The 18,142-nt window shown below is 45.9% G+C and carries 14 protein-coding genes; 6 read left to right on the forward strand and 8 right to left on the reverse strand.

Annotation, left to right across the window (positions count from 1 at the left end; all coding sequences use genetic code 11):
* Nucleotides 1–3: 3 nt before the first annotated feature.
* The 3 genes from L3V37_RS00550 to L3V37_RS00560 all read left to right on the forward strand — a co-directional run bounded on the left by L3V37_RS00550 (nt 4) and on the right by L3V37_RS00560 (nt 5,042).
* Complete coding sequence (locus tag L3V37_RS00550) at nt 4–978, forward strand: ParB/RepB/Spo0J family partition protein (RefSeq protein ID WP_237305628.1); 975 nt, start codon at nt 4–6, stop codon at nt 976–978.
* Between the two features lie 105 nt (nt 979–1,083).
* Nucleotides 1,084–3,111: a tRNA(Met) cytidine acetyltransferase TmcA gene (locus L3V37_RS00555; RefSeq protein ID WP_237305629.1), complete on the forward strand. Its 2,028-nt coding sequence runs from the start codon at nt 1,084–1,086 to the stop codon at nt 3,109–3,111.
* 251 nt (nt 3,112–3,362) lie between these two features.
* Nucleotides 3,363–5,042, forward strand: a complete 1,680-nt coding sequence (locus L3V37_RS00560; RefSeq protein WP_237305630.1) for a DUF342 domain-containing protein — start codon at nt 3,363–3,365, stop codon at nt 5,040–5,042.
* Between the two features lie 55 nt (nt 5,043–5,097).
* Here L3V37_RS00560 and catC read toward each other — a convergent pair whose 3' ends face one another.
* On the reverse strand, nt 5,098–5,757 hold the full coding sequence (catC, locus tag L3V37_RS00565) for a type C chloramphenicol O-acetyltransferase (protein WP_154204102.1): 660 nt from the start codon (nt 5,755–5,757) through the stop codon (nt 5,098–5,100).
* Nucleotides 5,758–5,845: 88 nt separating this feature from the next.
* On the opposite strand from catC, the gene L3V37_RS00570 reads away from it, so the two are divergent.
* A complete protein-coding gene (locus L3V37_RS00570; RefSeq protein WP_237305631.1) occupies nt 5,846–6,757 on the forward strand; it encodes a LysR family transcriptional regulator in 912 nt (303 codons plus the stop codon).
* A gap of 208 nt (nt 6,758–6,965) precedes the next feature.
* Here the strand turns inward: L3V37_RS00570 and L3V37_RS00575 are convergent, their stop codons facing one another.
* From L3V37_RS00575 to murQ, 3 genes are all read right to left on the reverse strand, one after another.
* Nucleotides 6,966–8,021, reverse strand: a complete 1,056-nt coding sequence (locus L3V37_RS00575; RefSeq protein ID WP_237305632.1) for a porin — start codon at nt 8,019–8,021, stop codon at nt 6,966–6,968.
* 148 nt (nt 8,022–8,169) lie between these two features.
* A complete protein-coding gene (gene murP, locus L3V37_RS00580) occupies nt 8,170–9,624 on the reverse strand; it encodes a PTS N-acetylmuramic acid transporter subunit IIBC (protein ID WP_025500819.1) in 1,455 nt (484 codons plus the stop codon).
* 28 nt (nt 9,625–9,652) lie between these two features.
* Nucleotides 9,653–10,555 (reverse strand): N-acetylmuramic acid 6-phosphate etherase, encoded by a 903-nt coding sequence (murQ, locus tag L3V37_RS00585; protein ID WP_017635657.1) that lies wholly within the window; start codon nt 10,553–10,555, stop codon nt 9,653–9,655.
* A gap of 242 nt (nt 10,556–10,797) precedes the next feature.
* Here murQ and L3V37_RS00590 point away from each other — a divergent pair, with 242 nt between their 5' ends.
* Nucleotides 10,798–11,649, forward strand: a complete 852-nt coding sequence (locus tag L3V37_RS00590; protein WP_213968200.1) for an SIS domain-containing protein — start codon at nt 10,798–10,800, stop codon at nt 11,647–11,649.
* Nucleotides 11,650–11,668: 19 nt separating this feature from the next.
* On the opposite strand, the gene mpaA is transcribed toward L3V37_RS00590, so the two are convergent.
* The gene (gene mpaA, locus L3V37_RS00595) at nt 11,669–12,379 is read right to left on the reverse strand and encodes a murein tripeptide amidase MpaA (protein ID WP_213968201.1); all 711 of its coding nucleotides are present in this window, start codon (nt 12,377–12,379) and stop codon (nt 11,669–11,671) included.
* A gap of 141 nt (nt 12,380–12,520) precedes the next feature.
* Between mpaA and L3V37_RS00600 the strand changes: the two genes are divergently transcribed.
* Nucleotides 12,521–14,146, forward strand: a complete 1,626-nt coding sequence (locus L3V37_RS00600) for an ABC transporter substrate-binding protein (RefSeq protein WP_213968202.1) — start codon at nt 12,521–12,523, stop codon at nt 14,144–14,146.
* Nucleotides 14,147–14,209: 63 nt separating this feature from the next.
* Here L3V37_RS00600 and L3V37_RS00605 read toward each other — a convergent pair whose 3' ends face one another.
* The 3 genes from L3V37_RS00605 to L3V37_RS00615 all read right to left on the reverse strand — a co-directional run bounded on the left by L3V37_RS00605 (nt 14,210) and on the right by L3V37_RS00615 (nt 18,132).
* Nucleotides 14,210–14,794 (reverse strand): flavodoxin family protein, encoded by a 585-nt coding sequence (locus L3V37_RS00605; protein ID WP_237305633.1) that lies wholly within the window; start codon nt 14,792–14,794, stop codon nt 14,210–14,212.
* A 136-nt stretch (nt 14,795–14,930) separates the two neighbouring features.
* Nucleotides 14,931–15,524, reverse strand: a complete 594-nt coding sequence (locus L3V37_RS00610; RefSeq protein WP_170889917.1) for a mechanosensitive ion channel family protein — start codon at nt 15,522–15,524, stop codon at nt 14,931–14,933.
* Between the two features lie 493 nt (nt 15,525–16,017).
* Nucleotides 16,018–18,132, reverse strand: coding sequence for a type I secretion system permease/ATPase (locus tag L3V37_RS00615; protein WP_005374556.1), 2,115 nt, complete (start codon nt 18,130–18,132; stop codon nt 16,018–16,020).
* Between the last annotated feature and the right edge of the window lie 10 nt (nt 18,133–18,142).

Consider the following 18,142-nt stretch of genomic DNA (forward strand, 5'->3'; position numbering starts at 1 on the left):
TAAATGGCTTTGAAAACGTCTGAATTAAACGCGAAATTATTTGGCAAAACGAATAAGCGTCGTGTTGTGACTCCGCAAGAGGCGCAAACTGCGGCAAAAGAGAAAGCTCAAACGATTGAACTAGCAGTTGCAGGTGAAAATATTGTTCAGTTTGAACTTGTGCGTATTCCCGCAAATAAAGTTGCGACAGAAACAACAGTATTTGTTGATAACGCTCGTGAGCAATCGTTCTTAAACGAACATGCTTTATCTGATGTTTTAGCCACACTCAAAGAGCGTGGCCAACAATATCCAGCTGTGGGTCGTAGAACTGAAGATGGCAAGATCGAAGTTTTAGATGGTAGCCGTCGTCGCATGTCTTGTATCCTCGCTGAACAAGATTTTTTGGTTTATGTTGCTGACAACATCAATACTGACCATGCTAAGTTTTTGTCTGATGTGGCAAATGCTCACAAGCCGCTCTCTTTATACGAAAAAGGTAAAGAGATGCAAGCTAAGCTTGATAGTGGTGAAGCTGAGGATCAGAAAGCATTGGCAAAAATGTTCCAGTGCAGTGAAGCGTTGGTAAGTGGCGCTTTAAAAGCCGCAGCATTACCGTTAGAACTGCTTCAAGCGTATCCGAATGTTGGCGATCTCGGTCGTCCAACAATCGTGAAACTGCACAAACAGTTTTCAACGCTAACGCCAGAGCAACAGCAAGAGCTGTTAGATAAATGTCGCTCTAGCGAAGGGTTTTTATGGCAGCGAAGCACAGCTCAAGGCGTCGCTCGTCTGACAAAAGAAGTCACGGAAAGCATCGAAAATTGGATTACTGAACTTGCACCAGCAAAACCTGGTAAGAAGACGGAAAAAGTCGACTTAGTTAAAGGTCGAGCAAGCTATAGCCGAAAAGGTAGCAGCCTGGCGTTGAACTTGAAGAAAGTTGACGACAGCTTAATGGAAGAGATTCTTGCGTTTGTACAAACCAAACTGCAATAACAAATGATGATTGAATCAACCGCCTCCGGGCGGTTTTTTTATATCTCAGAAGCGTCAAATTAAAGATGTGATACCATTGCGTCAGTTCAACGTTGGATAGACAAAATGCAGACACAATCTGATTTCCTTTCATCACTTCAACATCAAGCTCACCAATCTTTCCAAAGGATTGGTGTTGTCATTCAAGGCGAGGCTTCTTGGCAAAATGCGTTAATGTCAGAGTTCCATAAAACGCAGCGCCATCAACGTTGGTTTTCTGTTGGTGATTTTGGTTTGAAAAACGTATCCAGTGTTTCGTCTAAACAAGGACACATGTTGCTAGGCAGAGAGTGTGACGTTCTATTGTTTGATGCTCGAAATGGCTTTGACGCCAATAGTTTTACCGCCGCGCTTGGCTCATTGGTTGGCGGCGGTTTTCTTATTGTCATTACTGAGTCGCGACAAAATGCGAATTTTGCTCAGCAATGGATGCACAAACAATGGGAGAAGCTCGTTGTTATTGAGCAAGACAAACCATTGCCAACGGCTCCAGACATCAAGCAAGCAGAAAAAGAAAGCCACTACACGGAACAAGAACATGCCATTTCTCTAATTGAAAAGGTGGTGACAGGACATCGAAAGCGACCGTTAGTTTTGACCGCTGATCGTGGACGTGGAAAAACAAGTGCCCTCGGAATTGCGTGTGCGAACTTATTACAGCAGAAGCCGCTTAGAATCTTAATTACGGCACCATCTATAAAAGCCGTTGAGCCTGTTTACCAACATGCTTTACGTTTACTCCCTAGCGCACAGCGTATTAAGAAGGACAGATTAGAATCAGGGCAGGGAGCCATTCAATTTATTGCTCCAGATGAACTATTATTGAGTCGACCTGAGTGTGATTTGTTATTTGTCGATGAAGCGGCTGCAATTCCAGTTCCTATGCTCAAAAGCATTACCGAACATTATCATCGACTCGTTTTTTCTACGACTGTTCATGGTTATGAAGGTTGTGGCCGGGGCTTTACGATTAAATTTGTTGATTGGCTTCAGAAACAGCGTTCGGTAATGAAAACATGGCACATGACACAGCCCATCCGCTGGAGCATGAATGATGCGCTTGAATCATGGCTCTATGACGCGTTTTTGTTGGATGCGGAGTTAACGCACCATCAACTTAAGCAGGTCGACTCAATTTCCCTTTCTAAAGCCGATAAGAACAATTTGATATCGCAGCCTAGTTTGCTGCGTGAGTGCTTCGCTCTTTTGGTGAATGCTCATTATCAGACCTCTCCGAATGATTTGATTCACCTTTTGCAAGACGACAACAGTCAGCTCTATTTTGCTAAGCAAGATAATGCGGTTGTGGGGGTGATATTAGCGGTCGAAGAGGGGGGCCTTGACGATGAATTGGTTGAAGAAATCCAGCTTGGTAAGCGTCGTCCTAAAGGACACTTAGCCCCAATTACGATTGCAAACCACCTAGGATTCCCGAATGTCGCGAATCTATCGACGCTGCGAGTCATGAGAATTGCGGTTCATCCAGCATTGCAAGGCAAAGGCATTGGTCAAAAAATTCTGCAGGAACTTGAGCAAATGGCTGCTAAACACATTGCCTACTTATCCACGAGTTTTGGTGCGACGGAAGAGCTGCTCTATTTCTGGCGACAATCGAACTTCCGTACAATTCGCTTAGGGTCAATGCGCGATGCTGCTAGCGGTTGTTATTCAGTCTTGATGGTCAAACCTTGTGATTCCCAACAGACGGTTTGGGTCGACCAATCTCAGGCGCTATTTGAAGAAATGTTGTCTAACAATGTGGCTGACGTCTATCCAAAATTAGAAGCCTCTATTTTTCGAGCTCTATTACCGCAACCTTTGGGAATGAGTCCACTTCATCCCGCTAAGTTATTACTAATTGAATGCTATGCTGATGGTGGTAACAGTTATGAGTCCGTGTCTGCTTGGCTTCAGCAGTGGTTACTTAACTTAGGTTTGAACTCCGCTTCCGACTTGATGATCAGTAAGCTTTTTCTTAACCGTAGTTGGACTGAATGTGCTCAGCAATTTGGTTTACCTGGAAGAAGGCAAGTTGAGCAGCAGTTAAGGGACGAAGTAAGACACATTTGGAGCGATTTACACTGTAAACAATAAAGGGAAATTTACACTGTAAATGAAATTATTGGGAGCTGATTTTACACTGTAAATCCAGCTCCTTTTTGTTTCAGCGTGTATTTTGATTGAGCTTTAGGTTAAATCGAGTTTTCTCTTAATATGCTGTTTAACAGTTATTGATGGATTACTTTCTTTAGTGACGTGAGCCCTATAATAAGAAATGCGAGGTTTGTTCAGAAAACGGATTTGGTTAGACTGAAAGTGTTGATGGGAAGCAAAGTGGTAAGGGTATGTGGAAGCTGTGTCTTGAGTTATCTGAAGATAAGACCAAGGTGATAGCCCGTCTTCCGGGGGAAGTGGATCTCGGTGGTGAGCTAAATCAAAATGAATTAAACGAGCAGCTCGTCGTAATGAACGCTGAAAAGATGTTTATTGTAGAGGGGGAAGTCGTGAGATTCATTAACTGCGCCAAAGAACGTAAAGCTGAAGCTTACGAAGGCATCGTCATTGCAGAAAAACGCAACGCGCAAGTTGAGGTTGAATTATCGAATAATGACATGCTCGCCAGTATGAACGTTGTCGGTGCGTACGGAGGCCGAGGTTTACGTGGCCCCGAGATTGTTCAAGCCCTTGCTCAAGCGCGAGTTTCGAAAGGCATCAACAAACTGGCTTTGAAGAAAGTGTTGGTTGTCAGCACTCAGCTCAAACCCGGCGAAACTTTTTCTCAACCTGTAGCGGTTGGTAAGCAACCTATCAAAGGCAAAGACGCTCTTTTTACTCCTCTTGTTAAAGACATCACCAAACGCATCCTCAAACCCAAAGACGGCCAATCTGCTAGTGACAAAATTGATTTACGTAATCTCGGTGAAACTATCGCGGTTGGCGTAGGCGATGAGGTGATGCGCCGCACGCCTGCGACCAAAGGCACGCCTGGTTTTACTGTTCAAGGGCGAGTGATTCCTCCACAAGCCGGAAAAGACAGCCCAATGAAGCCGGGCAAAGGCACTGAGATAAGCAAGCAAGACCCAAACCTATTGATTGCATCGGTATCCGGTACGCCTCTGATTAAAGACAAAACCATCGAAGTTGATAACGCACTCTGCCTCAATAGCGTTGGCGTGAATACAGGCCACGTGAAATTCAAAGGGAATGTGATTATCGGTGGCAACATTGAATCTGGCATGATTGTTAAAGCGACGGGCTCTATTACTGTAGGCGGCTTCATTGAATCGGCTGACGTACAAGCGCAAGACGACATCCAAGTTGGTAAAGGGATCATTGGCCACACCGTGAGTGATGGCCAGCCAAAGAGTTGTCACGTCAAAGCCAAAGGTTCGATTCGTGCCAGCTACGCCCAATATTGTGATTTGCAAGCCGGCGAAGATATTGAGTTGGCGGTGCACAGCATGAATAACGATATTGTTTGTGGGCGCAATCTGACGGTGCTAGACGCGAACGGTAGGAACGGCACGCTCAGCGGCGGAGATGCAAAAGTCGGTGGCAAAGTGGTGTGCTTACAATTGGGCGTAGAAGGCGACACCGCCACTAAGGTAGAAGCGTTCGCACGCTATTCTGCATTTAAGGAACGATTAGCAGAGCTTAAAGAACAATACAAACGCGCTCAAGAAGGCACGATGGATGTGATTCGTAAAGAGCTCGAATTTAAGAAACGTCCTAAAGCCGAACGTACCGACGAAGAACAAGCTCAGATTGATGTGATGAAAACACAAAACAACGAGCAGCTTGAAGCGATAAAGCAAAAGCTAGAACAAACGGAACACGACTTTGAAGTCGCGTTAGAAAAAAATATTGTCGAAGCCAAAGAGCGTGTCTTCACACGCGTGACGGTGCAGTTTGGCGACGAGCAAGTAACGACAAAGCGCACTCATGGCGGTTGTTCGTTCCGTTTCAATCAATACGAAATTAAAGTCTCGGCGAACTTGGAAGAAGAGGACGTCGCTGCGGTTTAAGCTTTCTTACTCACTGAGCCCACACGTCGCAACAAGATGTGTGGGCTTTTTTTATCTACAAATCGACAATGTGCTCTTGATAGTAGTCCGCAAGCGCACCGACTTGGCTGCTACACATTACTTTCATTGCTTGTTTAATGTGTTCTATTGGCCAGTTCCACCATTGGATATTGAGTAGAGTTTCAATCTCTTTATCGCTGAATCGTTGACGTACGACTTGGTTGTTTCCAACCACCACAGAATAAGGTTGCACGTCTTTCGTCACTACGGTGCGTGTTCCGATGACGGCTCCATCGCCGATGTTTACTCCGGGCATGATCATCGCCTCGCTGCCAATCCAAACATCGTTCCCCACCACCGTGTCTCCGGCACGCTCGAAACCGTCTTGTACGCCTTCTCCAAATTCTTCAGGAGAGAAGGGGAAGGTCGAAATCCAGTCAATGCGATGACCTTGGTTTCCTGCCATCATGAAGGTGGCTCCAGAAGCGATGGAACAAAACTTGCCAATGATTAATTTGTCGATGCTATTGGGTTCTCTACTTTGCCATTCTTGAAGTGTGACGGGGTCACCCAACAAGTAGCGTACTGCTTGCTCTTCGAAGCTTTTTTGATGATAGAAGCCCGAGTAATAGCTGTAATCGCCAACGATGATATTGGGATTAGTGATGTGATCTTTAATGACTTGACCTTTTAACCACGTGTCGAAAACACTCATAACTCATCCTTTCAAATTTAGGTTGTACAGAGTTTAGAGGCTTTCTATTATTTCCAGTAGTTTGATTTTAGAGATTCAGAATTACTGTATGGAAATAAAATGGCTCAGCTACGTACCACTTTACGTCGCTTTGTGCGAGGAGCGAAGTATTGCTGGCGCAGCAAAGCGCCTGAATTGTTCGAATGCGCATGTAAGTCGGCAACTTAAACAGCTTGAAGACATGTTGTCGGTGCAGCTTATTCAGCGAACTACGCGCCAGTTTAATTTGACCTACGATGGTTTGCGGTTTTATCAGCAGGTAAAGAAACTGCTCGAAGGCGCTGAGCAGATCAATGAGCAAGTCATGGCAAACGAGATCGTATCGGGAAAATTGAGAATAGCGGCGTCCGCTTCTTTCGGAGCTGCGTTACTCAGCCAAACATTGATCGAGTTTCGATTGCAACATCCACAAGTGAGTGTTGAAGTGATCTTCACAGAGACACCTCTCGACTTGATTGAGGCTGGGTTTGATATCGCATTCTACTTTACCGATACTCCCCCAGAGGGATACGTCGGCCATCAGCTACGCACTTTACACTGTAAACCGATCGCTCATCGCTCGTATTTAGCTGATAAACCAAATGTAAGTACGCCAGAGGAGCTTGGTGACTTAGAGCACATCCTTTATAAAAGTCGTGACTTGGTGTTAGACAAGTGGACGTTTACGCATAAGCAAACTCAACAGCAGTGCAGCATTGAGTTAGAAAGTACGCTGAGTTTTAATCTTGTCCAGTCCATGTTGGATGCTACTTTGGCTGGCTGTGGTGTAGCCATGTTAGATGAATTTGCACTGGCTAAACTCGACCCTGCACAAAAAGAACAACTCGTGAGTTTGCTGCCAGAATGGCAAACGGATGCGATTTTGCCGCTTTATCTGCTTTACCCAAAACGTGAGCACTTACCAAGAAGAACGCGAGCGTTCATTGATCACTTTAGGAACATATATTCTGTCGGCGAATAGCGACAACAAACTTAGCAACAATTGAGGAAGCAAAGGAATGCGAAAACACTGTCACCAGCTTCCCTGATGCAGGCGTGTTTGTTAAAACAGGTAACGAAGAAAACATATTGCGAGGGTGAGCTTCTTCAAATCAGCATTAAAGGCAATAACTACTGACCGGACACAGAAGAAGCTCATGGATTCAGCTAACTTACATTAAGTATCGTGCTTACAGCTCGTAACGTAGACCTAAGTGGTAGTAGCTTTCGTCTGCGTGCGCACCGCCAAACGAGACTTCTTGTCCATTGCTGTAGCCACGCGAGCCGTTACGATCAACGTAGTTTGTGTAGATAGAAGAACGAGGCGTCAGTTTGTATTGCACTTCTAGCGTTGTATCTTTCAGCTCTAGCTCGTCACCATCACTGTTTTCTAAAGAACGATAACCAGCACGTAGTACCCATTTGTCATTTACACTGTAAACCGCCGTTAGTTCCATCACTTTGTCGGTACTGGTTTGTGAGTAATAGCCCTCTAGTTCATCTTCCGAGTACAACGCACCCAACATCAAATCACCTAGGTAGTAACGCGTACCTGCGCCCCAGAATGTGTAATCGGTGTCGTTGCTTTCACGTGCATCACCTTTATTCTTCTGCATCGCTATCACTGGTGCCAAGGTACCCAAATTCCCTATGTCTAGCGTATAACGCAGTGCAGCGTTGTAACCGTAGTCGAGCTCAGAAGTGTTGTTTCCTAAAATGTACGCGACAGAAAAATCGACATTACCTAGGCTGTTTTGGTATTGCAGCGTGCCATCTTGACGGAAAACTTGCGTTGCGGTTTTGTCGACTTTATTCGCTTGGCGCGCCATAGAAACATCGGAAGAGGCGAACACATCACCAATGTCGGTAAACATAATCAACCCAGATGCCACGCGACCACCAGCAATGCGACCATAATCTTTCGCATCAATACCCGCCCATACATAACGTGCGGTCAGAGACGGTTTGTCGTTTACTTGGTTTGCGTATTCAGCGGCACCCACTTGGTATTGCGCTTGGCCGATGATCGACGCGTACTCGTTGATGGTTTGTGAACCGTTTAAACCAATACGGCCATCAAACTCGCCATTTGCATCGCCGTGCTCATCATTTTTACTGGTGACATTGAAACCAAGACGAGAGTAAATATTTAAAACTGACCCATCTTCCGCTTGATACAGCTGCGCTGCCATTGCGTTTGATGCCATCAATGTAGGGAGAAGTAGAGTCAAAATGTGTTTTTTCATGATTAACGACCTTTCATTTCTATTGTTTTAGGTACAACAAAGCCCCTTCCGAGTAACGGAATAAGAAAAATTGTCGTGAAGTAGAGAGAGGGTGCGCCCTTGTTTGCCAAGGGCGCGAGCTAGTCCATTCCTATAGGGGAAGAATGATTTAGCTTAAATCGACGTCTTTGCAGCCAAAGAAGTAAGTCGCGAGGAAGCCGACGATGTAAGAGATAAGCAGGCCGGCAACAAACACCATCATGCCCGGGAAGATGCCATTTTCAGATGTCATGAGAGGAATCGCCACGATACCGGATGGGCCAAACACCGTATTAAGACCAACTGGTAAGCCAAGGTAAGAAACTAAACCGATAAAGAAGCCGCCCGCAGCACCACCAATACAAGCGGTAACGAATGGTTTTACGCGTGGTAATGTCACGCCGTAAATCAATGGTTCGCCAATGCCTAGAAGACCCGGAATAATAGCGCCTTTAACTTGAGTGCGCAGTAGAGCGTCTTTTTTTGCTTTGAAATACAGCGCCATTGACGCGCCAACCTGACCGCCACCAGCCATCGCCAGGATAGGAAACAGCGAGTTAAAACCCTGTGCTTCCATCAATGCGAAGTACACTGGAACAAAACCCTGGTGGATGCCAAACACCACAGAAATTAAGAACAAACCTGCCAAGATTGCAGCGCCTAATGGGTTATCGTTTAAGTTGAGGAACAACCAAGACATCCCTTTAAATAACTCGCCGCCGATCGGCATGATGATCAAGAAGGTTACCGCACCCATGATCAATAGAGTTATAACGGACGTTAAGATCATGTCCAGATCATCAGGCATGTATTGACGAACCTTACGCTCGACTTGCGCACCGATGATCGCTGCCAAAAGTACGCCGATAATGTTGCCGCGCGGATCAATCGCAAAGCCGAAAAACTCGTTCATGCCAGAGTAAATGCCGGATGTCGCCTCTGGGTTGTAACCCAGCACAAACAAAGAGGCGAGAATGGCACCATTAACACCAGAGCCGCCAAATGCTTGCTGCGCGTTGTAACCAATCAGAATACTTAGGAAAGCAAACAGACCCTTACCAAAGACTTTCATGTAGGCGATCAAATCCAACATAAACTGGCTTGGTGTCTGGTCGAGAACAAACATCTGTTCCAATAACGTCGCAAAACCTAGCAACAAACCAGCGGCAATAAAGCCTGGGATCAACGGCGTAAAGATAGTGGCAAACTTGCTTAAAAAACGCTGAACCGCACTGGTTTGCTTACTCTTCATCTGTTTTTTCTGCTCGGCTGCGACGGCAGAAAGATCTTGTTGCGGCATATCTGCTTCTTCACTGTCACCAGAGGTTAAGCTGTCGATCAATTGATTCATCATCTCAGCCGCTTGTTGAGCTTTTCCGGGACCGAGAATGATCTGAAACTGCTCATCGCTTTCCACCACACCCATTACGCCGGGAATTTGCTTGATAACTGATTGATCAGCCAAGCCATTGTTGGCGAGCGATAAACGCAAACGCGTCATACAGTTACCACATTTGCTTACGTTGCTACTGCCACCCACTGCGGACAGCAACTGCGATACTGTGTTTGAAGTTATTTTTGCCATAGGGTCTATCCTTCAGAACTCGGATTATTTAGTTATTATTTAGTGCTGCGCGAATAAAGCCGTTGTGCGCGGCGAGGCGTGATTTGGCTTGTTCGGCATCCAAATCGGCCAAAATCATTAAGATGGCGGTTTTGCAGTGGCGACCGCAGGCATTTAATGCTCGCTCTGCTTCTTCTTTTGATGCGTCGGTTGCTTCCACAACAATGTTGGTTTGGCGTTGTATGAGCTTGGCGTTAGTGGCTTCTACATCCACCATTAAGTTGCCAAATACCTTACCGCTACGAATCATTGCGCCTGTCGTGAGCATGTTTAGCACCAGTTTTTGTGCGGTGCCGGCTTTCATGCGAGAAGATCCAGTGACAACCTCTGCGCCAACTATCGGCAGAATCGCGATGTCGGCTGCTTCTGCCATGGCACATTCTGGATTACAGGCGATAGATGCGGTCGTGGCTCCGATGGATTTAGCGTAGTCCAAACCACCTAGTACATAAGGTGTACGGCCACTCGCTGCAATGCCTACAACCACGTCATGCTTGGTGAGGTGAAGTGCTTTTAAGTCGTCTTGACCCATTTTCGCGTTGTCTTCTGCGTTTTCTACCGCTTTTAAAATCGCTTGATGCCCACCAGCAATTAAGCCAATCACCATATCTGGATGCGTGCCGTAGGTAGGAGGACACTCGCTTGCATCAAGAATGCCTAAGCGACCTGACGTACCAGCTCCCATGTAAATTAAACGGCCACCATTTGCAAAAGCTTGGGTAATTGCGTCAACTGTCTCTGCAATTTGTGGTAGCACCGCTTTTACCGCGAGCGGGACTTTTTGATCCTCTTCATTAATGACTTGCAGCATCTCGATGGTCGAAAGCGTATCGATCTCGGCACTGGCTGGGTTACGGCTTTCTGTCACCAATCTGCTTAAATCAATTTTCATGTTTTGCACTCTTCGTAATGTTCAATCTGAGGGCGATTTTATGGAATAAAATATTCAGGTTTGGTGATAAAAATCACACTTGAGGTTATTCTTTATGCAGGAGAAATTTGGAATAATGAGAGAAAATATACGTCTATTACATCCAGGATTAACTGCCTTGGTTTGAATAATCAGGGGGTTAAATCAAACTCTTATTATTTTTGTTTTGGAATAATTTATTTAAAATTTTTGAGGTTTTTGTTGTGTCAGTTATCAATAAGATAGTCGCGAGGCGTACTCAGCTTTCGCAAAGTGGTCGTTTGGTCGGCGATTGGATTGTTGAAAACGCAGAAAAGGCAGCGCAGCTCACCAGCCAAGAACTTGCGGCGCAAGTAAAAGTGAGTCAATCGAGCATTGTAAAATTTACTCAGCGTATTGGCTTTAAAGGCTACAGCGAGTTTAAGTTAGCTCTGAATGAAGAGATTGGCCGTAAGCATGCGATGCAGTCGACACCGCTGCACAGTGATATTTTGGCTGACGACCCCATTGCGGTTATTTCACAGAAACTGGTGAAAGCGAAAACCGACGCTATGTTTCAAACTACCAATACGCTGTCTTACGAAGTGTGTCACCAAGCGGTGAAATGGTTGAGTGAAGCGCGTCGAGTGCAAGTGGTCGGGATTGGGGGCTCTGCACTGACCGCGAAGGATTTAAGCTTTAAACTGCTTAAACTTGGTATTACGGCGCTTTCTGAACAAGACAGCCACGTGCAGATTGCTGTTGCCCGCACGCTCTCTCCAGAAGATGTTCAGATCGCAATCTCGTTTTCGGGTGAGCGCAAAGAAATTCTCGTCGCGGCAGAAGCGGCAAAAGAGCAGGGCGCGAAGGTGATTGCGTTATCTGCGCCTGGAAGAAGTCGCTTGCGCGGTATTGCCGATATTACGTTTGATACGATTGCCAATGAAACGGAACATCGCAGCTCATCCATTGCTTCGCGTACCGCGCAAAACGTGATCACCGATTTGCTGTTTATCATCTTGGTTCAACAAAGAGACGACAGTGCCCGTCAGTTGATCAGCGATATCAGTACCGACATCAAACAGATCCTCACATGATCGCTTAACCAACAGCGGACTAAAGATCCGGATCGTGCCTCAGCAAAGCAATAAAAGCAGAGAGATGTTTTTCAATGGTGAGATCGGCAGAAATCGCGGGTAATTCCAACGTGATGCAAGGTAAATCACGTTCACTACACCAAGTGCCGAATGAGCCGGGTGTTTCGTAGTCGACATCGTCAACGATTGGCAGTTGGAACTGCTCGCCGAGCCATTTGGCAAGGTCGGAATGTTTGGGATCATCCACAAAAGCAAGCGGTTCATGAAACGACACCACAAACTTTGGCTTGCGCAGTTCAATCAAGTTAATTAATGCGCTAACTTCAGGCTCTAGTTGGTTTTTAGTGCCAGTTTTCACCTGTACGTCTCGAACGGGTGTGTGAGAGCTCCATCGATACACTGTGCCATGCTCAGTCCAATTTGGGGTTGGAAACGCGCGATTGAGATCCACTTGGTTTGCATTTGCGCGTGTGCCTAGTTGGTTGCCGTCAGGATTCATTGACAGAATCACATCATGTCGTAAGTTTTCTGCAGGCAAGCTTCTTAGCGCGCAGGACAAACCTGCAATCGAGGCCGTCTCGTCCCCGTGAGTGCCTGCCAAAATCAAACCTCGCGAAGCACTTTCGACTTGAGCCGGAAAATACAGTAATGGCGCACCAAGCACGGATTGACCGTATGATGTTGGCCGAATTAAAAATGCCGCTCTTTCCGTTCTTGGAATTAGACTCACCGTAATCTCCTGATTGATGAAGTAGTATCAATATCTAAGCTAATTACACCTAGCTAAACTGAACCGTTTAAACTCGTCAACGGTTGAAATGTTAATTGTGGCACTTGCTTCACAAGACGCGTTAGGAGAACGAAAAACGATATGGATTTTAAAAAACATTCAACGGCGTTGCTGATTTCCTCTTTATTCACCCCTTTTCTTGCTACATCAGTTGCTGCGGAGACCTTACCTAAAGGCATTCAACTTGCCGCAGAACAGCATTTAGTACGTGCGAATGACGCAGAGGCGGCGACGCTTGACCCAGCGAAAGCCGAAGGTCTGCCAGAAATGCATGTGATTCGTGACTTATTTGAAGGGCTTGTGATTCAAGATCGTGACGGAAACATTATTCCCGGTGTGGCAGAATCATGGGAAACCAACGACAACCAAACCTTTACTTTTCACTTGCGCAAAGACGCGAAATGGTCGAATGGCGAGCCTGTGACAGCGGATGATTTTGTCTATTCACTGCGCCGAGCGGTGGACCCGAAGACCGCTTCTCCAAATGTTTGGTATCTCAAACTCACCAAGATCAAAAACATCGCCGATGTAGCAGAGGGCAAAAAGCCTTTGGACGATCTCGGTATCAAGGCAGTGGATAAATACACCCTACGTTTTGAGTTGGACAGTCAAGTGCCGTACTTTGTTGCTATGACTGGGCACACGTCCATGATGCCAGTGCATCAAGCGACAGTGGAAAACCGCGACAAGCCGTGGAGCGATCCAGACCAATTTGTTAGCAACGGTGCATTCACATTGGATAAGTGGGTCGTGAATGAGCGCATTGAACTGGTTAAGAGTCCAAGTTACTGGGACAGCGCAGATACGCATCTAAACAGAGTGACTTACATTCCGTTTGAAAACCAAAACGCGTCTATCAATCGCTATGCGGCAGGAGAGCTGGATATCACGTCAGATGTGCCGACTCATATGGCGCAGAAGCTTAAACATGATTACAAGCAGGCTTACACGGTGGTGCCATTATTGTGTACGTATTACTACGCGTTCAATACCACTCGTCCGCCATTTGATGATGTGCGAGTGCGTCAAGCGGTGTCGTACTCCATCATGCGCGATGTGATTACGAATGGTGTCACGCAAGTGGGTAACCTTCCTGCTTATACTTTTGCGCATCAGTACACCGCAGGGTTTGATGCGACGCCGCCTGAATACAGTAAGTGGAGTCAGCAACAACGTGACGAGAAAGCGCGTCAGTTGTTAAAAGAAGCGGGTTACAGCCAAGACAAGCCGCTCGATTTTAAATTGCTGTACAACACCAGTGAGGCAAACAAATCGATCGCGGTTGCGATAGCGTCGATGCTACAAAAAAATCTCGGTGCACACGTGGAGTTAGAAAACCAAGAGTGGAAGTCATACTTAGTGGCGCGTAAACAAGGCAATTTCGATGTGATGCGCGCTTCCTGGTGTGGTGATTACAATGAAGCGTCTACTTTCCTGAGCTTACTTCGCTCAGGTTCTTCGGGTAACTTTGCACGTTACAGCAATGAAGCGTACGACAACGCGATGAACAGTGCATTGGCCGCAACCGATGAGAAAGCGCGCCAAGGTTTCTATGATCAAGCCGAGCAATTGTTGGCGGCGGATATGCCAATCGCACCGATTTACTACTACATGCAAGCGCGTTTGGTTCGTCCTACGGTTGGCGGTTTTGCCAAGAACAACGTAGAAGGTCGTATCTACTCGAAAGATCTCTACATCAAGAAGTAGCGCTCAAAACAAGCGATAAATATGAAGCCCCGAAGATGTATCTTACGGGGCTTCTTTTTATTGTTAGCGAGTGGAGAGCTTGTTCACGAGCATAGCGACTCGTTTGCCAAGATACTCCGCTGTTCCAACATCAGAAGTATGCAACTGACCACCTTCACCACCTTGTGCAACAATACCACCTTGTACACCATAACGATTCAGGTTTTGCTCACCAGAATTGCTGATCTTATCCAACCCGACCCACATCATGCCGTGTTGGTTAGCGAGCGTTTGTAGATATTGTAATGTGCAAGATTGGTCGCCATTCATTGCCCCACCACTGGTAAAGCCAGCCGCGATTTTGCTCGCCCATTTTTGGTAATACCAAGATTCACTGCTTGCATCTGCAAATGCTTTAAACTGCGCTGCTACACCGCCCATATAGGTCGGTGAGCCAAAGATAATCGCATCACACTCAGCAAGTTCATCCATTAGTTTAGGGTTCACAAAACGTCCCTCAATAATCTCACTGCCTTCAATTCGGTGAGAGAGGATTTCACATTCATCTTGCTGCTTAATGCCTTGTTGTTCAACGCCTGCGGCAATCGCGCGAGCAAGCTGACCAGTAACGTCGGTTTTAGAGAAATAAATAATCGCAATTTTGGACACAATGGTTCCTTTTTTCATTGTTGATTTTTAATCGTGCGACTAAGGCTAAAACCTCAAGCTAAGTTGAGGTCAACACTAAAACTTAAAAAGAAGTGTATTAAAAAAGCCGATGTAGATACATCGGCTTTTTAGTGGGTTATTTCTTTCTGCGAGTATAAATCCGAGATTTTACTTTACTTGGCTCTGGCTTGTTTTTCGCCAGCTTTAGCACTGCTTTTTGCAAAATCTGGTTGTTTGGGTAAGTGATTAAGTTTCCGTTGTCGTGCTTAATTAACACGTGAAACATACTGATTTCTTGAATCTCACCGCAGATGTCTTCATCTTTGTCTACGACTTTAATTCGGTCACCCACTCGGTACGGGAAGACAAAAAAGATCAAAAAGCTGGCAGTGATGTTGCTCAGAATTGACCACTGCGCAATAAACGCCACACCTAATACGGCAAAAATGGACGATAGGAACAAAGACACATCGCCATAGCCAATACCTGTGATAATGGCAAAAATAGAGGCGGTCAAAAATAGCAGCGCGACATTGAAACAGCGCTGAATAAAACTCAAACGAGCCTTTTTTACACCTTTCGTTGTTGCCAAATTTAGGATGGCTCTATTTACAATCCTCTTCAGGATGCGATACGCGATCAGGACAAAAATGCCCATCATTAGTTTGTAACCGAGGGAGCCCGTAGTGAAATACTGGCTCACTTGCTCTAATTGGATCCAATCATTCATTTCTTCATCTCGACGATATCTAGAAAGCGGCTTTTATAGCTGATTTTTTGCTGTAAGTAATCACAATTTTTCTTTACACCATTTGTCTCTGTGTTGAGGTTCCACAGAGTACTATATAAGTTAATCAAAGACTTAGTGAGTATTACGAACTCTTTGGCTTCATTACTTATATTCAATCAAAGCTGACGTGATTTTGAAGAGAGCAATCTTTGAGCTGTATCCCATATCCGACATTCTATGACGCTAGTTCCCTATAAACGAGCTGAATATGACTTTTGTCCTGATAACCTAAGGTGTATTAATTGAAATAGCTTTTAGGGCGTTGAAAAATGGAAGAAGATGAAAAGGCGATTATGATTTTATTCGTCATTGTTGGCCTTGTACTCGTTTGGGTCGCGCTTGAAGAACTTAATTATCTCGGGCTCCCAATAAAATAAGCCCCGTTAAACACAAGTTAAACGGGGCCCTTGTCTTTTATCAATGTGAATTCAGGCTAGCTAACCGCACGCACTTTGCCTTGTTTCAAATCGTTCAGCACTTGCGCTTTAGGACCATCTGCAATGATGCTGCCTTTTTCCATCACAATTACGCGATCAACGATGTCGAGCATAGACGTTTTATGCGTAATCAGAATCAGCGTTTCACTAGGTTTCAACTGTGCTAATTGATGCTTAATGTGCATCTCTGAGCGGTTATCCATCGCACTGGTTGGTTCATCCATGAGTAGAACAGGAGGACGACCCAAAAATGCACGAGCGATCGTGACTGCTTGACGTTGACCACCCGAAAGCATTGCACCACCTTCACCAACTTGGCGTTCTAAGCCCGCTGGGTCAGATTGCGTAAACGCAGTAACACCGGCACGATTCGCTGCGTCTAGTACGTCACGGTCATCGGTTAATGGGCGACCTAGCGTAATGTTGTCGCGGATAGAACCAAAGAACAGATTCGAATCTTGCGGCACACAACCAATATTACGGCGAATGTCGACATGATGCAGTTGTGCGATGTCGGTATCATCAATGCGAACATGACCTTCCGTCGGCTGATACAAGCCCATGATGAGACGTTCTAACGTGGTTTTACCCGAACCGATACGGCCTATGATCGCTACTTTTTCGCCTGGGTTAATGGTCAAGCTCAAATCTCGAATCGACGCCACCGGTGAATCTGGGTAGTGGAAGGTCACGCGTTCAAGTTCAATTTTGCCTTGTACTATCGGACGGTGAATGTAACGTTTACCTTCTTCTTGTTCATCCGGCATTTCCATGACTTGATTGATAATTGTCATAGAAGACTTCGCTTGGTTGTAGCGCGTAGAGAGTAAGGATAACTGAACCAAAGGACCAATCGCGCGGCCGCTAAGCATGGTTGCGGCAATCAAACCACCCATGGTTAAGTCGCCCTCTGCAATCAAGTAAACGCCTAGGATGATCATCCCTACGTTACTACTTTGCTGCACAAAACCTGCTGCGTTTTGAATGCTATCCGTAATTCGGCGGCTTTTTATATTCCAGTTCGCCATGTGCGCAACTGCCTCTTCCCAGCGGTATTGGAATTGGCTTTGCGCACTGAGCATTTTTACGGTTTCTAACCCAGCCAAGCTCTCTATCAAATTGGCATATTTTTGCGATGCTAGGCGTGAACCCTCCTCTATGGAGCGACGCAGCGGTCCTTGTATCAGTAGCGAATGAATAATCAAAATGACCACGCCCACCATCGGTACATACACAAGATCGCCAGCCATTAGCCATATAATCACTAAGAATAAAATGGCAAAAGGCAAATCAATGAGAGCACTGACGGTCGCTGAAGTAAAAAACTCTCGAATAGATTCGAATTCTTGTAAATGGCGAGCGAAGGCACCGACCGAAGGCGGCTTCGATTCCATTCTAATCCCCATCACTTTGCTGAACAGTTTGGATGAAATCAGAATGTCAGACTTCTTGCCCGCCACATCAATGAAGTAATTTCTCAGCGACTTGAGAATGAAGTCGAACAGGAACACGACAAAGATGCCACTTGCTAGTACCCATAGGGTTTCAAACGCAAGATTCGGAACCACTTTGTCGTACACCAAGCGAGTGAATAGCGGAGCGGCAACCGCAAAGAGGTTGATGAGAAGTGATGCGATTAAAACATCACGGTAGATGCGTTTTGACTGCCACAAGGTTGACCAGAACCAGTGGCCTTCGTTGGTTTTGAGCACTTCGGGAGAGCGCTCATCGAAACGGAATTGCTTTTTAACTAAAAAGTACCGACCAGTGTATTGCTCAAGTAGGTCTTCTAATGGAATAGAGATCGGCACCATTCCACTTTCTAGGGTGGTGACTTCGGCCTCGCGTTTCTCCATATTGATGCTGTTGAGAACGCAAGAGTCACCGCCTTTAAGAACTAAGATTGCCGGCAGAATTAGGCTGGAGATGCTCTCCAGCTCTGCGCGGTTTTCCTTGGCAACCAATCCGGCCCTTTCCGCTGCTCTTGGTAGCAAAAATGGGGTCAGTTTACCGTCAGATAGCGGTAGTCCGTTGACTAGCGCTTCTGGCGAGTTAGCTAACCCATAGTAACGGCTAACGTAGATGAGCGAATTCAGTAAAGGGTCTTTCATCGTTGATAAA

Source organism: Vibrio sp. D54 (assembly GCF_021728075.1).
GTDB classification, from domain to species: Bacteria; Pseudomonadota; Gammaproteobacteria; order Enterobacterales; family Vibrionaceae; genus Vibrio; species Vibrio alginolyticus.